Source organism: Gottfriedia endophytica, from assembly GCF_017814275.1.
GTDB classification, from domain to species: Bacteria; Bacillota; Bacilli; order Bacillales; family Bacillaceae_G; genus Gottfriedia; species Gottfriedia endophytica.
The window spans coordinates 99,859-113,716 of record NZ_JAGIYQ010000009.1; the positions used below are offsets into that span (position 1 = coordinate 99,859).

Annotated in this window: 14 protein-coding genes; all 14 read right to left on the reverse strand. The window is 33.1% G+C overall.

What is annotated here, in order from left to right:
• Positions 1-7 precede the first annotated feature (7 nt).
• Positions 8-460, reverse strand: coding sequence for a chemotaxis protein CheW (locus J5Y03_RS13630; RefSeq protein ID WP_209406562.1), 453 nt, complete (start codon positions 458-460; stop codon positions 8-10).
• 18 nt (positions 461-478) lie between these two features.
• Positions 479-2,533, reverse strand: coding sequence for a chemotaxis protein CheA (locus J5Y03_RS13635; protein ID WP_209406563.1), 2,055 nt, complete (start codon positions 2,531-2,533; stop codon positions 479-481).
• 15 nt (positions 2,534-2,548) lie between these two features.
• A complete protein-coding gene (locus J5Y03_RS13640; RefSeq protein ID WP_209406564.1) occupies positions 2,549-3,604 on the reverse strand; it encodes a protein-glutamate methylesterase/protein-glutamine glutaminase in 1,056 nt (351 codons plus the stop codon).
• Positions 3,605-3,612: 8 nt separating this feature from the next.
• The gene (locus tag J5Y03_RS13645; protein ID WP_209406565.1) at positions 3,613-4,470 is read right to left on the reverse strand and encodes a MinD/ParA family protein; all 858 of its coding nucleotides are present in this window, start codon (positions 4,468-4,470) and stop codon (positions 3,613-3,615) included.
• Positions 4,463-5,653 (reverse strand): flagellar biosynthesis protein FlhF, encoded by a 1,191-nt coding sequence (gene flhF, locus J5Y03_RS13650; RefSeq protein WP_209406566.1) that lies wholly within the window; start codon positions 5,651-5,653, stop codon positions 4,463-4,465. Before flhF ends, J5Y03_RS13645 begins: the two co-directional genes overlap by 8 nt.
• A complete protein-coding gene (gene flhA / locus J5Y03_RS13655) occupies positions 5,650-7,686 on the reverse strand; it encodes a flagellar biosynthesis protein FlhA (RefSeq protein WP_209406567.1) in 2,037 nt (678 codons plus the stop codon). Before flhA ends, flhF begins: the two co-directional genes overlap by 4 nt.
• 14 nt (positions 7,687-7,700) lie before the next feature.
• Positions 7,701-8,783 (reverse strand): flagellar biosynthesis protein FlhB, encoded by a 1,083-nt coding sequence (gene flhB / locus J5Y03_RS13660; RefSeq protein ID WP_209406568.1) that lies wholly within the window; start codon positions 8,781-8,783, stop codon positions 7,701-7,703.
• On the reverse strand, positions 8,770-9,561 hold the full coding sequence (gene fliR / locus J5Y03_RS13665) for a flagellar biosynthetic protein FliR (protein WP_209406569.1): 792 nt from the start codon (positions 9,559-9,561) through the stop codon (positions 8,770-8,772). Before fliR ends, flhB begins: the two co-directional genes overlap by 14 nt.
• Positions 9,562-9,566: 5 nt before the next feature.
• Entirely contained in the window at positions 9,567-9,836 is a 270-nt protein-coding gene (fliQ, locus tag J5Y03_RS13670; RefSeq protein ID WP_209406570.1) for a flagellar biosynthesis protein FliQ, read from the reverse strand.
• Between the two features lie 12 nt (positions 9,837-9,848).
• Complete coding sequence (gene fliP, locus J5Y03_RS13675; RefSeq protein ID WP_209406571.1) at positions 9,849-10,514, reverse strand: flagellar type III secretion system pore protein FliP; 666 nt, start codon at positions 10,512-10,514, stop codon at positions 9,849-9,851.
• The gene (locus tag J5Y03_RS13680) at positions 10,507-11,166 is read right to left on the reverse strand and encodes a flagellar biosynthetic protein FliO (RefSeq protein ID WP_209406572.1); all 660 of its coding nucleotides are present in this window, start codon (positions 11,164-11,166) and stop codon (positions 10,507-10,509) included. Before J5Y03_RS13680 ends, fliP begins: the two co-directional genes overlap by 8 nt.
• A gap of 135 nt (positions 11,167-11,301) precedes the next feature.
• Complete coding sequence (locus J5Y03_RS13685) at positions 11,302-11,664, reverse strand: response regulator (protein ID WP_209406573.1); 363 nt, start codon at positions 11,662-11,664, stop codon at positions 11,302-11,304.
• A gap of 21 nt (positions 11,665-11,685) precedes the next feature.
• Complete coding sequence (gene fliY, locus J5Y03_RS13690) at positions 11,686-12,867, reverse strand: flagellar motor switch phosphatase FliY (RefSeq protein ID WP_209406574.1); 1,182 nt, start codon at positions 12,865-12,867, stop codon at positions 11,686-11,688.
• On the reverse strand, positions 12,857-13,855 hold the full coding sequence (gene fliM / locus J5Y03_RS13695; protein ID WP_209406575.1) for a flagellar motor switch protein FliM: 999 nt from the start codon (positions 13,853-13,855) through the stop codon (positions 12,857-12,859). Before fliM ends, fliY begins: the two co-directional genes overlap by 11 nt.
• Positions 13,856-13,858: the final 3 nt, after the last annotated feature.

The following is a 13,858-nucleotide window of genomic DNA, read 5'->3' on the forward strand; positions in this document are numbered from 1 at the left end:
ATCCCTCTTATACATTAGTATTTGTTTCATATGATGGATCAAGTATATTCTCTAAATCTAGTAAAATTAATAAACGTTTATCAAGTTTGGCAACACCTTTAATATAATCTCGCTCAATTTCACCAACTACTTCAGGTGCTGATTCAATTTGTGATTGCTCAACGTCTAATACATCATTTGCAGAATCTACAATGAATCCAACTTCTTTTTCATTAATTGAAACGATAATAATTCTAGTTTGTTCATTAAAAGGTAATTCTGGAAAATCGAATCGTAACCTTAAGTCAATAATAGGTGTTACAACTCCTCTAAGATTTATAACCCCCTTAACAAATGGTTCCACCTTAGGGACACGTGTGATATATTGAATTTTTTCAATTGATTTTACAAATTTAACTGGTATACAATATTCTTCATTATTTAATTCAAAAACGATTACTTTTTCTTCTTGGGCAATCATCGTTTATTCTCCTAACAGTTATTTAATTAAAGCATTACAATCAATGATTAAAGCAACTTGGCCATCACCTAAAATAGTTGCTCCCGAGATTGCAAAAACATTGGTTAAATAGTTACCAAGCGATTTTAGAACGATTTCTTGTTGGCCAATAAAAGAATCAACTACTAGTCCAGCTAATTTTTCTCCTTTGCGAACAATTACAATCGAATAACCATCTTCAACTTGTTCATTACTATTTGGAACATTAAATAAGTCATTTAAGAATAAAAGAGGAACAACCTTACCTCTAAAATCAATAACCTTTTGATTATGAGCACTTAGAATATCTGATTTTTTCACATAAGCAGTCTCAATTATTGATGATAACGGAATAGCATATTTTTCATCTTGCAATTCAACTAACATGACAGAAATAATTGATAATGTTAATGGTAATTGGATTGAGAAAGTAGTTCCTCTACCGAGCTCAGAAGTAACCGTTACTGATCCTCCTAGAGCCTCGATTTTGCTCTTAACTACGTCTAAACCAACACCTCGGCCAGACACATCTGAAATTTTTTCAGCAGTTGAAAAACCTGATGCAAAAATTAATTCAAAGATTTGTTGTTCAGTAAGTGAAGATGCAGCTTGTCTTGTAATTACTTTTTTAGAAATCGCTTTTTCTAGAATTTTTTCACTACTAATTCCAGCACCATCTTCTTTTACTTCTATAAATACATGGTTCCCACTGTGATAAGCCTTTAATTCTACTGTACCGGTTTCAGATTTCCCTTTTTGCACTCGGATTTCAGGCTTTTCGATTCCATGATCAAGTGCATTGCGAATTAAATGAACTAACGGATCCCCAATCTCATCGATTACTGTACGATCAAGTTCAGTTTCCGCACCAATTATTTGTAAATCAATTTTTTTATTTAAATCCTTTGCCAATTGTCTAACCATTCTTGGGAAGCGGTTAAACACTGTATCAATTGGAATCATTCGCATATTTAATATAATATTTTGTAAATCACTAGACACCCTTGTCATACGTTCAACTGTTTCTTGAAGTTCGCTATGATTTAACTCTCGAGAAAGCTGTTCTAAACGTCCACGATCGATAACTAATTCTTCAAATAAATTCATTAAGATATCTAATCGTTCGATATTTACTCGAATTGTTTTAGTATTTTGTTGCGTTGTCTTTGTTTTTGAAGTCTGCTCTTTTGCTTGTGCTTCCTTCTCTGCATTTTCTTTTGACATATCTTCGTTAGCGTTTGTTTCTTCAGTTACTTTTGATTCTTCATTTGAGTCATTGTGATCTACATTACGCGAGGATATAAGGATATCAAGATCAACATTCGTAAATCCAACATTTTCTATTTCGGAAATATTCAATAACTTTTGTTTAATTTCCTCGATATTGTTTTGTGTAATATATGTAACGAAAAAGAAGTTATCGAATTGTTCTTCTTCAATTTTCTCTACTGAAGGATTACTTTTAATAACCTCACCATTTTGTTCTAAAGTTTCAAACACCATATATGATCTTGCAGCTTTTAATAAACAATTTGTTGAAAGTTCAACCTTCAACTCTACTATTTCATATCCTTGTTCTTTTGACTCCTGTAGCACAGTAATTTCATATTCATCGTATTCTAAATTTGATATAGTTGCTTCAGCTGTTGCAGCTACTTCTTCCTTAGCTACTACCCCGCCATTTTCAATTTCTGCTAGTAATCTAACAATCTCGTGAACATCTCTTTTACCATCTCCACCTGAACTTATCGAACCAACCATAGCTTCTAAATCATCAATGGATTGAAAAACGACATCAAGTAAATTTGAGTTAACTTTAATTTTATTGTTTCGAATACCATCAAGAACATTTTCCATTCTATGAGTTAATTTAGCTAAATCTTCATAGCCCATTGTTGCAGACATACCTTTTAATGTATGGGCACTTCTAAATATTTCATTAACAATTGAAAGGTTAGTAGGATCTTTTTCAAGTTCTAATAAATTCTCATTAATACTTTGCAAATGTTCTCTACTTTCATCAAGAAATATATCTAAGTATTGATTCATTTCCATATATGTACTCCCCTATTAATTGGAATGTTTTATTATGGTATCTGCTATATTCTGGATAGTTACTATTTCATCGACTAATTTTGTTGCAATTGCCGCTTTTGGCATCCCAAAGACTACAGATGTTTCTTCAGACTCAGCAATGGCGATCGAACTTAATTTTTCTTTTATTTTTATTAATCCTTTTGAACCATCTGAACCCATTCCTGTTAAAATGACTGATATAACATGATATCCAGTAAGATTACTAACTGATTCAAACAGTACATCAACGGAAGGACGATGCCCACTTATTTGAGGTTCCTTATTTAATTCAATAAATAATTCGTTATTTCTTTGATTAACTACCATGTGATATCCACCTGGAGCAATATACGCTGTCGATTGTTCAACTTTTTCACCATGTTCTGCTTCTTTCACATGTATATTAGAAAGTTTATCTAAACGATTTGCTAGCGAATTTGTAAACCCACTCGGCATATGTTGCACAATAAATATAGGTTTTTTAAATCTTTCAGGTAATTTTGAAAGGACTTCTTGAAGTGCTTTAGGTCCTCCTGTTGAAGTTCCTAAGCAAACGATTTGCGAAGCTCTTTCATGTAAATTTTCTTTCCTATTATTTTCAAATGATGAAAATTGCTTTATAGGTTGATGATTTACAAGGTTTTTTACATTTACATTTACTGCCATTTTTACTTTCTTAATTAACTCATCCTGAACTAGGTCTATATCAAGTGAAATAGAACCTGAAGGCTTTTGAACAAAGTCCACTGCCCCATTTTCCATTGCCAAAATCGTGCTAGATGCTCCTTCTTTTGTAAGACTAGACAACATGACAACAGGGACAGGAGATTCTTTCATAATTATCTTTAATGCCTCTAATCCGTTTAGTTTAGGCATTTCAATATCAAGCGTTACAACATCTGGTTTGAGTTGTTTAACTTTTTCTACTGCTTCCATACCATTCTTTGCTGTTGCAATAACTTCAATTTGATCATCTGAAGATATCATAGATGAAATTACTTTCCTCATGAATGCTGAATCATCTACAATTAGTACATTTATTTTGCTCAAGAATATCACTACCTTTTTAAAAATAAAGATTTAACACGATGTATAAAGGAAAAAGACACTTCTTTTACTTGTTGCTCATTAACGTACTTTCTTGCAATATCATCAATATTTTTTGATGCTTGACTAGTAGAAGAAAATAATATAAATGGAGATTGTGCAATAACAGCTTTTCTCACAACTGCATCATCAGCTATTAATCCCAAGAAATGAATATCAACATTCATAAAGTGCTTAATAGCCTGTTTCAACCTAGAAGCAACTGAAGTTCCTTCAGCTCTAGAACTAGAACGATTAACAATTATTGAAATATCTGATTCATTTCCATCTACGATTAAATGTTTGATCATTGCATATCCATCTGTAATTGCTGTCGGTTCTGGAGTTGTGATAACAATTATTTCATGCATCGCTCGAAGTAATTTTAATGTTTGATCACTCACCCCTGCACCCATATCAAATAGAATAATGTCAAAATCTACCGTAGCTTCTTCTAGCTGTGATAAAAGTAATCCTAATTTTCCCTCATCCAAAGAAAAAATAGATGAAAAAGCCGAACCTCCAGAAATATAATGTAGATTTTCAGGTCCTATGTTCATAATATCACGAATTGTCATTTTTTTACTAAAAATGTCAATAATTGATAAATTAGTCACAGAACCTAATAAAACATCAATATTTCCCATACCTATATCTAAATCAATTAGAAGAACCTTTTTTCCCCTTTTACAGAGAGAAATGGCAAAATTCAAACTAAAATTTGATTTTCCTACTCCACCTTTTCCACTTACCACCGCTATAGCTTTGCTTGAAATTCTATGACTGCTATTTCTTAATTGTTCTCTTAATCTAGCTGCTTGATCATTCATAAGCTACTTCCTTTGATAAAATTGAATAGATTTTTGATGGACTACCTTCAACAATATCATCTGGGACGTTTTGGCCATTTGTTAAATAAGCAACACCTATTTGCTTTTCAACAATAAAATTCAAGATTGAACCATATGACTCAGTCTCATCAATTTTAGAAAATACAACTTTTTTAATTGGAATTGAATGAAATTGATCAAAAATTTTTCTCATATCTTTATATTTAGAAGTCACAGCTAAAACTAAATAAGTTTCAAGTTCACTAAAATCGATTATTTTCTTAAGTTCCTCAACATATATTGCATCTCTAAAGTTTCGCCCCGAGGTATCAATCAAAACTAAATCATAATTTAAAAACTTTTCCTTTGCAGCTTTAAAATCTTCAAGATTATAGCAAACTTCTATAGGAACATTTAAGATTGTTGCATACGTTTTTAATTGGTCAATTGCAGCAATTCGATATGTGTCAGTTGTAATAAACGCAACTTTTTTACGATATTTTAATACTGCTTCAGCACCTATTTTTGCAAGAGTTGTAGTCTTCCCTACTCCAGTTGGTCCAACTACATTTACGTATTTTATTTCATCGTGTCTATGACCGAAATCAAAATTCGATATTAAATCAAGAATTAAATCTTTCATCCAACTATGTATTTGTTCATCAGATACTTGATTCGATTGAAGAGCCATTCTAGGCCTTATTTCATTTACGATTTTTTCGATTATACTCGGCAATACATCTTGCTCAAATAGATCGTCTTTTATGTTCTCTAATTGAGGAGGTAAAATTTCTTCACCATTTTGTTGTTTTTGAAGGGTTGTCAACATAGACTTCAATTCCTTCATTTCACCAATTAGATGAGATTGATCGTTCTGATTTTTTTGATTCATGTCATTTTGCGGTTTATTAATTGGCGCTTCAAATGAAAATGGTACAAATTCATTTGGATTGTTTACTTCAACTGTTTTTTGAATTGGTTTTAATGTTTTTGATTGTTTAATAGTATTTGGTGACTGGTCTAAAGCAGCAATTACCTCGAATTTCTTCTTTGTAAAGAATCCGAAAACTCCACCATCCCTAACAACTCGAGAGTTAAGAATGACCGCATCTTGACCGAGTTCCTCAGAAACTTTTTTCATTGCTTCAGCCATTGTTGGTGCAATAATTTTTTTTACTTTCATTCTACCCTCACGACTCCTACACTTTGAACTTCAAGCTCTGCGTCTAATTCATTATATGAAAGGACAGGTAATGATGGCATATACCTTTCAATCAACTGTTTAACATACATCCTTACAGTTGGAGAACAAAGAATGATCGGTTGCTGTTGTTGCATCGTCATTTCTTCGACCTCTTTATTAACTGCTTGGATAAATTGCCCGGACATAGTTGGATCCATTGATAAATAGTTTCCATGTTCAGTTTGTGAAACAGAATCTGCAATTAATTTTTCAGCTTGTCCTGAAAGTGTAATCACTTTGAGTGAATCTCCATTTTGACTATATTGACTCGTAATTTGCCTTGCAAGTGCCTGACGAACATATTCTGTTAAGACATCAGGATCCGTTGTATATCTACCATAATCAGCTAAAGCTTCAAAAATTACTGGAAGGTTGCGAATCGAAACCTTTTCTTTTAATAACTTACCAAGAACTTTTTGAATATCCCCAATAGACAGTGGATTTGGTGTTACTTCCTCTACCAATATTGCATAATTTTCTTTTAAGTGATCTATTAGATTCTTAGTTTCTTGTCTTCCTAATAATTCATGAGCGTAGTTTTTAATGATTTCTGTAATATGAGTTGAAACAACTGATGGAGGATCCACCACTGTGTAATTAAACATTTCTGCTCTTTCTCTCATTTCCTCAGAAATCCATTTTGCTGGCAATCCAAATGAAGGTTCAAACGTATCAATTCCTTCAATTGACGGCTCATCATATCCAGGACTAAGTGCTAAATAGTGGTCAAGTAGAAGCTCCCCTTTAGCCACTTCATTCCCTTTAATTTTCAACACATATTCATTCGGTTGAAGTTGGATATTATCGCGAATACGTACAACTGGGATCACTAGCCCTAATTCGATTGCTAGTTGACGCCTAATCATAACAATTCTGTCTAATAGGTCTCCACCTTGATTTGTATCTGCTAATGGTATCAGACCATAACCAAATTCAAACTCAATTGGATCAACTTGAAGTAACTTCACAACACTTTCTGGCGTTTTCAAATCATTCGTTACGACTTCCTCTTGTTGCTCTTCAATTAAGGATTCATCAACTTTAGGTTTTCGAGATAATTGATATCCACCAACTGCTAGTAAAATCCCAACAGGCATCGTTACAAGATTACTTATAGGCGTGAATAAACCTAATAGAGTGATAGCTCCTGCAGCAATATATAGTAAAGTAGGATAAGAGAACAATTGAGCTGTTAATTCAGACGCTAAATTATCCTCAGAACCAGAACGCGTTACCATAATACCTGTTGCAGTTGAAATTAAAAGTGCAGGAATTTGGCTTACTATTCCATCCCCAACTGTTAAAACAGTAAATTGCTTGGCAGCTTCTGAAAAACTTAGGCCTTGCTGCAGGACACCAACAATGATCCCAACTATAATATTTATGATAACTATGATAATGGTTGCAATTGCATCCCCTTTAACGAATTTACTCGCCCCATCCATCGAACCATAAAAATCAGCCTCACGAGATACTTTTGAACGTCTTTCTCTAGCTTGTGCCTCCGTAATCATTCCAGCATTTAAATCTGCATCGATACTCATTTGTTTACCAGGCATCGCATCCAGTGTAAAACGAGCTGCTACTTCAGATACACGCTCTGCCCCTTTTGTAATAACCATAAACTGAATAATGATTAAGATTAAAAACACAACAAATCCAACGATGGCATTTCCACCAATAACGAAAGAACCAAATGTTTCTACTACGTTACCAGCGTGTCCTGTTGTTAAAATTGCTCTAGTTGTTGAAACGTTTAATCCTATTCGAAATAACGTAAGTAATAATAAAAGAGAAGGAAACACTGAGAACTCAAGTGGCTCTTTCATATTCATAGAAAGTAATAAAACAAGTAATGCGAACGACATGTTCACCATTATTAGTAAACTAATTAACGTTGTCGGTAATGGAATAACTAACATAACGACAATAAAAATAACGCAAATTAGCACTGTTAAATTTCTTGCTGACATTCAGAGTTCTCCCCTTAAATTTTTCTTTTTAACTTATACACATAAGCTAAAATTTCAGCTACAACTTTAAAAAACTCTTCTGGAACTTCATCACCAATATCTGCTTGTGCATAAAGAGCTCTTGCTAAAGGTCTATTTTCAATTGTTGTAACATCATTTTTTTTAGCAATTTCTTTTATTTTTAATGCCATATGGTCAACTCCCTTTGCAACTACAAAAGGAGCATCTCTTTTTTTTTCATCATACTTTAATGCAATTGCATAGTGAGTTGGGTTAGTAATGACAACATCTGCAGTTGGAATTTCCTGCATCATCCTTCTCATAGCAATTTCTCTTTGTTTTTGTTTTATTTTTGATTTTATTAGAGGATCACCCTCTGATTTTTTATACTCATCTTTTATATCTTGTTTGGACATTCGTATACTTTTCTCAAAATCGAATCGTTGGTAAAAAAAATCCAATGCAGCCAATACGAGAAGGGAAATCGCTGCATATAACCCACTTTTTACTGCTAACGAATAAATTGTATTAGCAACATTATCAATACTCATATAAGGCAAATTAAGAATGGATTGTTTACTTTGCCAAATTACCGTAAAGGTAACTGTTCCTATAATCGTTATTTTTAATAGGGATTTAACTAATTCAACTATTCCTCGTAATGAATAAATTCGTTTAAAGCCTTGTAATGGATTAATTCGATCAAATTTTACATTAATTGCCTCAGATGAAACGTTAAAACCAACTTGAAATATATTTGCTACAATTGCGGCGATAAAAGCAACGCCTAAAAAAGGACCAATCAATATAAGAATTTGCATGTATGTATGAGAAAAAAGAGATTGTACATTTGTCTGTGTCAAATCCTCCAACAAGTAATGCTGTAAATATTCTTTTAGGACATGCTGAAATTGGTCAAAAAGAAACTGACGACCAAATAGTAAAAAGAGAAACATCGAAAGTAAAATCACAGCTGTATTAATCTCTACGCTTTTAGCTACCTGACCTTTTTTCTTCGTTTCTTCCCTCTTTTTGGGGGTTGCTTTTTCAGTTCGTTCCCCTGCGAAAGTTTGAAGATTTAACTTAATGTACGCCATTTTTCATCCCTCCAATTAGTTGGATGATTGAATTTGTCGATTGAGTAATTAATTCAAACATATGTTGAACTAGTACGATGAAGGTTGGCATACCAATTATCAATAACCCAAATGCAACTAATACCTTTAAAGGCATACCCACAACAAAAATGTTTAACTGTGGCACAATACGGGTTAAAATCCCTAGTGCAACATCGACTAAAAACAAAGATGCTACTACAGGTAATGCCATTTGAAAAGCAATTACAAACATAGACATAAAAATTTGAATAATATGGGCAATAAATGCTTCTTGTCCAAAATGCAATCCTGTTGAAAAAATAGGAATAACTTTAAAACTATTTAATATTCCCTGCAGTAAAAGATAGTGTGCATTGACCGATAATAAAAATAGAATGGTAATCACATTGAAAAACTGTCCCATAAGCGGTGATTGTACCCCAGTCTGTGGGTCAAATATAGTGGCCATTGAGAACCCTGTCGAAAAGTCTATTAATCCTCCAGCCACTTGAATTGCACTCATCACAATTGATGCTATGATTCCTAACGACAATCCAACAATCACTTCTTTTATCAATAAGAAAATAAAATTATCCACTGCTCCTAAAGGACCTTGATTTACCATAAAAAAGACTATGTAGCTTACAAAAAAAGAAAAACCAATTTTATGCATTGTTGGAATTGATCGATTTGAAAAAACAGGTGCAGTTACAAAAAATGCCGTTATTCGAACAAAGATCAATAGAAATGCTGGTATGCTTTGAAGTATAGTATTCATTGTCATTACCCTATAAACTGATTTAAATTACTAAAAATTTGGTAAGTGAACTCAACGATTTTTGTCAGCATCCAAGGACCAAAAAATATTAAAGCAACTAAAACTGCTACAATTTTAGGTATAAATGCCAATGTTTGTTCTTGAATTTGTGTCGTAGCTTGAAAAATACTTACTACAAGTCCAACAACCAAGGCAATAATAAGTAAAGGCCCACTGACAACAAATAATGTATAAATGGCTTTTTGTGCTAATGAAATAATAAATTCTTGACTCATTCAGTTCACCTCTTAAAAACTTTCAAGTAACGATTTCACAACTAAATACCATCCATCTACCATAATGAATAGGAGTATTTTAAATGGTAATGAAATCATAACTGGAGGTAGCATCATCATCCCCATTGACATCAGTACACTCGCAACCACCATGTCAATCACTAAAAATGGAATAAAAATCATAAATCCCATTTGAAAGGCAGTTTTTAGCTCACTTATTGCATATGCAGGTACTAAAGTTGTTAGTGGAATATCTTTGATTGTCTTTGGTTTTTTCACATTTGAATAACTCATAAACAACTCTAAATCCTTCTGTCTTGTGTGTTTACTCATATACTCTTTGATTGGTTCAGATGCACGATCATACGCTTGATTTAATGTGATTTTATCGTTGAATAATGGTGTCAAAGCTTGTTTATTTACCTGCTGAAATGTTGGTGCCATTACAAAGAATGTTAAAAACATAGCTAATCCAAGTAATACTTGATTCGGAGGAACTTGTTGAGTTCCAATTGATGTACGAACAAACGATAAAACGATCACAATTCTTGTAAAACATGTCGTTAATATTAAAATTCCTGGAGCAATTGAAAGGACTGTAAGTAATAGTAATAACTTTACAGAAGTCGTAACTGTTTCTGGATTGCTTGAATTTAAGTAATGGATAACATCATTCATTCTTGTCAGTCCCTTTCTCACCTAAGTTACTTAAAAGAGACTTTTTACGTTCATTAAGACTTGATAATTGTTCTTTAAATAGAGATTGAAATGATTGTGGTTGTTTTTTATCAACACTACCATCTCTATTTGTAAACTTTTCTAGCCACTTAGGTACTTTTAAATCATTATTTAATTTATCTTCAAATTGCTTCGTAATTAATGTCTTTTCTTCTTCCTCATCGATCTCTTTCAACAGCGTGACATTCTCACCAACACCTACGACATAGATTGAGTTTCCAATCTTCAATAATTGGACAGATTTATTTGATCCTACTGACTTTCCACCGATCGATTTCACTAACTCGTTTTTTGAAAAAGATGTACCATTTTTCTTAATCCAATATAGAACAAGAAATAATAATCCCATTACAAAAATAAAAGAAAAAATCATTTTGATATAGTCAAAAAAAGTTAGATTTGAGGGTTTATCTATTGATGAAATATCTTGTTGCGACCGTTTCTTACTGTTATCATCACATTTACTTGAATTTTGTTGACCCAAACATTGATTTACAGTTGGTGTAGATTGTGCCGCAAAACTAACTGTATTGTTTAGCGGTACAATAACCATTAGAAACGACAACAACGCTAAAAAAAGAATTTTTCGCATTCGTTGTCACCTTCAACTTCAAATTGATTTATCCCATTTACCGGGTAATATGCTCCCAACTCAATAGTAGAGAGAATAACAAGAAGATAGGTGGGGGATCCCCCACCACACTTTTAATAGTTTCATTTTATTGAATTATGATAATGTTTTAGAGATCGCTTCGATAACACGATCTGCTTGGAATGGTTTAACAATGAAATCTCTAGCTCCAGCTTGAATTGCATCAATTACCATAGCTTGTTGTCCCATTGCAGAACACATGATGATTTTTGCATTTGGGTTAATCTTTTTAATTTCTTTTAACGCAGCGATTCCATCCATTTCTGGCATCGTAATATCCATTGTGACTAAATCTGGTTCAAATTCTTTATACTTTTCAATCGCTTGAAGACCGTCTGCAGCCTCCGCAACAACATTAAACCCATTCTTTACTAAAATATCTTTAATCATCATTCGCATAAAAGCAGCATCATCAACGACAAGAATTTTATTACTCATATCATATCCCTCACATTTGTATTATTTTAAGTTGTTAATACGGTCTGTCTTGCTTACAATATCGGTTAAACGTACACCGAAGTTTTCATCAATAACAACTACTTCACCTTTTGCAATTAATTTGTTATTTACTAAAATATCGACAGGTTCCCCAGCTAACTTATCTAATTCGATGATCGAACCAGTAGTCAATTCTAGTATTTCTTTAACTGAACGTTTCGTTCTACCTAGTTCCACCGTTACATTTAACGGAATATCATATAGCATATTTAAATTTCTAGCTTCATTTTCAGGTATTGACATTTGTTGCAATTGTGAAAATGCAGCTGGTTGAACAGTTTGATTAATTACTTGATGAGTCCCACCTAATGTTTGATTTCCATTTGAAGATGGAGTACTTACCACTTCTCTTAGAACTTCATTATTTGGTACAGGCTGAGAAGTTTGTGACATTTCACTTACCTGCGGTGCAGGTGCACTCTCTTCTTTTTCAATCTTTGGTTCATTTACTTCAAATAATTCACTAACTAATTCTTTTCCAAAATTGATAGGCAATACTTGCATGATACTTGAATCAATTAGATCTCCTACTCGAATTCGGAAGGATACCTTAATTAGGTATTCATCTTCAGGTAGTTTATTCGTTCCTTCTCCAATCTTAAAGTCTAGTAGACCAATAGAAGGTGGGGAAATATCTACTTTCTTTTTAAAGATTGTACTCATTGATGTTGCAGCTGACCCCATCATTTGATTCATCGCCTCTTGAACGGCGCTCAAATGAATTTCATCTAGTTCTACATCGTCAACAGTGCCATCTCCACCAAGCATTAGATTAGCAATAATCGCAGCATCTCTAGTATTGATGACAAATAAATTTGAACCAACAAAACCAATTGTATATTTAACTTGTACAGCTACATATGGTTCTTGGAACTCTTTTTCTAATGTATTACGGTGAATTACAGTTATATTTGGAGTGGTAATATCGACTTTTTGATTTAACAATGCCGATAATGCCGTTGCAGAACTTCCTATTGAAATATTTCCAATTTCTCCAAGTGTATCTGTTTCCATCGAAGACAAGAATTCTTCTAAAAGGGGTATATCATCCTCTTCTACAGGTTCTTCGTTGCCTTCAGCAGATGCTGCACCTTTTAGCAATAACTCTATTTCTTCTTGTGATAAGATATCATCACTCATCATCAAGCTCTCCCCCTTTCAGCTCGTCTAGTACTTGAATGGCCATTTTTTTATTAACAATACCCGGCTGTCCTATAAACTTGGTTCGATTTCCTACTTTAATGTTTAATGGTTTAGTAATAGGATTGTCCATTACGATCACGTCACCAACATCCATATGTAGAAAGTCATTAATCTTTATGATTGTTTTACCTAATTCAGCTACAACATCTAAATCCGTCTTAAAGATTTTCTTTTCGATAAATTGCACTTCTTCAGGTAATTTTTCTTTTTCAGTTTTTTGCATCCAGTATCGAACTGAAAGCTTCGGTATCATTGGCTCTAGTACTACATGTGGGATACAAATATTGATCATTCCTGTTGTATCCCCAATGACTGTATTAAATGAAATAACTACAACAGTTTCATTTGGTGAAACAGTCTGTAAAAATTGTGGGTTCACTTCAAAATCAGTTAAAATCGTTTCTATTTCTGCAATTGAACTCCAAGCTTCTCTAAGGTTTTCGACTGCTCTTTCAAAAAGCTGAGTCATTATTTTTGTTTCAATCTCAGTCAAATTTTCTACTTTATTAATACTGTTCCCTTGTCCACCCAGTACACGGTCTAGCATTGCATACGCAATGTTAGGATTAATTTCAAAGATGATTCGCCCATCAAGCGGAGGTACCTCATATACATTTAAAATTGTCATCTTTGGAATCGAGCGAATAAATTCCTCATATGGAATTTGATCTGTTGATGTAACACTAATTTGAACGTAAGTACGTAATTGAGCCGAAAAATATGTAGTTAAAAGTCTCGCAAAGTTTTCATGTATTCTTGTAAGACTTCGTATATGGTCTTTAGAAAAGCGTAAGGCACGTTTAAAATCATAAACTTTTACCTTCTTTTCACTTTCTTCTTTTTTAAGTTCTTCAGCGTCCATTTCACCTGTTGAAATAGCAGATAAAAGAGCATCTATTTCATTTTGTGACAATACTTCACTAGACAATTG

What these genes read in the sequence shown, in the direction of transcription:
- fliR (WP_209406569.1), bottom strand. Translation starts at nt 9,561, where the DNA reads ATGAATACTATACTTCAAAGCATACCAGCATTTCTATTGATCTTTGTT.
- J5Y03_RS13680 (WP_209406572.1), bottom strand. Translation starts at nt 11,166, where the DNA reads ATGCGAAAAATTCTTTTTTTAGCGTTGTTGTCGTTTCTAATGGTTATT.
- J5Y03_RS13630 (WP_209406562.1), bottom strand. Translation starts at nt 460, where the DNA reads ATGATTGCCCAAGAAGAAAAAGTAATCGTTTTTGAATTAAATAATGAA.
- J5Y03_RS13635 (WP_209406563.1), bottom strand. Translation starts at nt 2,533, where the DNA reads ATGGAAATGAATCAATACTTAGATATATTTCTTGATGAAAGTAGAGAA.
- J5Y03_RS13645 (WP_209406565.1), bottom strand. Translation starts at nt 4,470, where the DNA reads ATGAATGATCAAGCAGCTAGATTAAGAGAACAATTAAGAAATAGCAGT.
- fliY (WP_209406574.1), bottom strand. Translation starts at nt 12,867, where the DNA reads ATGATGAGTGATGATATCTTATCACAAGAAGAAATAGAGTTATTGCTA.
- fliP (WP_209406571.1), bottom strand. Translation starts at nt 10,514, where the DNA reads ATGAATGATGTTATCCATTACTTAAATTCAAGCAATCCAGAAACAGTT.
- fliQ (WP_209406570.1), bottom strand. Translation starts at nt 9,836, where the DNA reads ATGAGTCAAGAATTTATTATTTCATTAGCACAAAAAGCCATTTATACA.
- flhA (WP_209406567.1), bottom strand. Translation starts at nt 7,686, where the DNA reads ATGTCAGCAAGAAATTTAACAGTGCTAATTTGCGTTATTTTTATTGTC.
- J5Y03_RS13685 (WP_209406573.1), bottom strand. Translation starts at nt 11,664, where the DNA reads ATGAGTAATAAAATTCTTGTCGTTGATGATGCTGCTTTTATGCGAATG.
- flhF (WP_209406566.1), bottom strand. Translation starts at nt 5,653, where the DNA reads ATGAAAGTAAAAAAAATTATTGCACCAACAATGGCTGAAGCAATGAAA.
- flhB (WP_209406568.1), bottom strand. Translation starts at nt 8,783, where the DNA reads ATGGCGTACATTAAGTTAAATCTTCAAACTTTCGCAGGGGAACGAACT.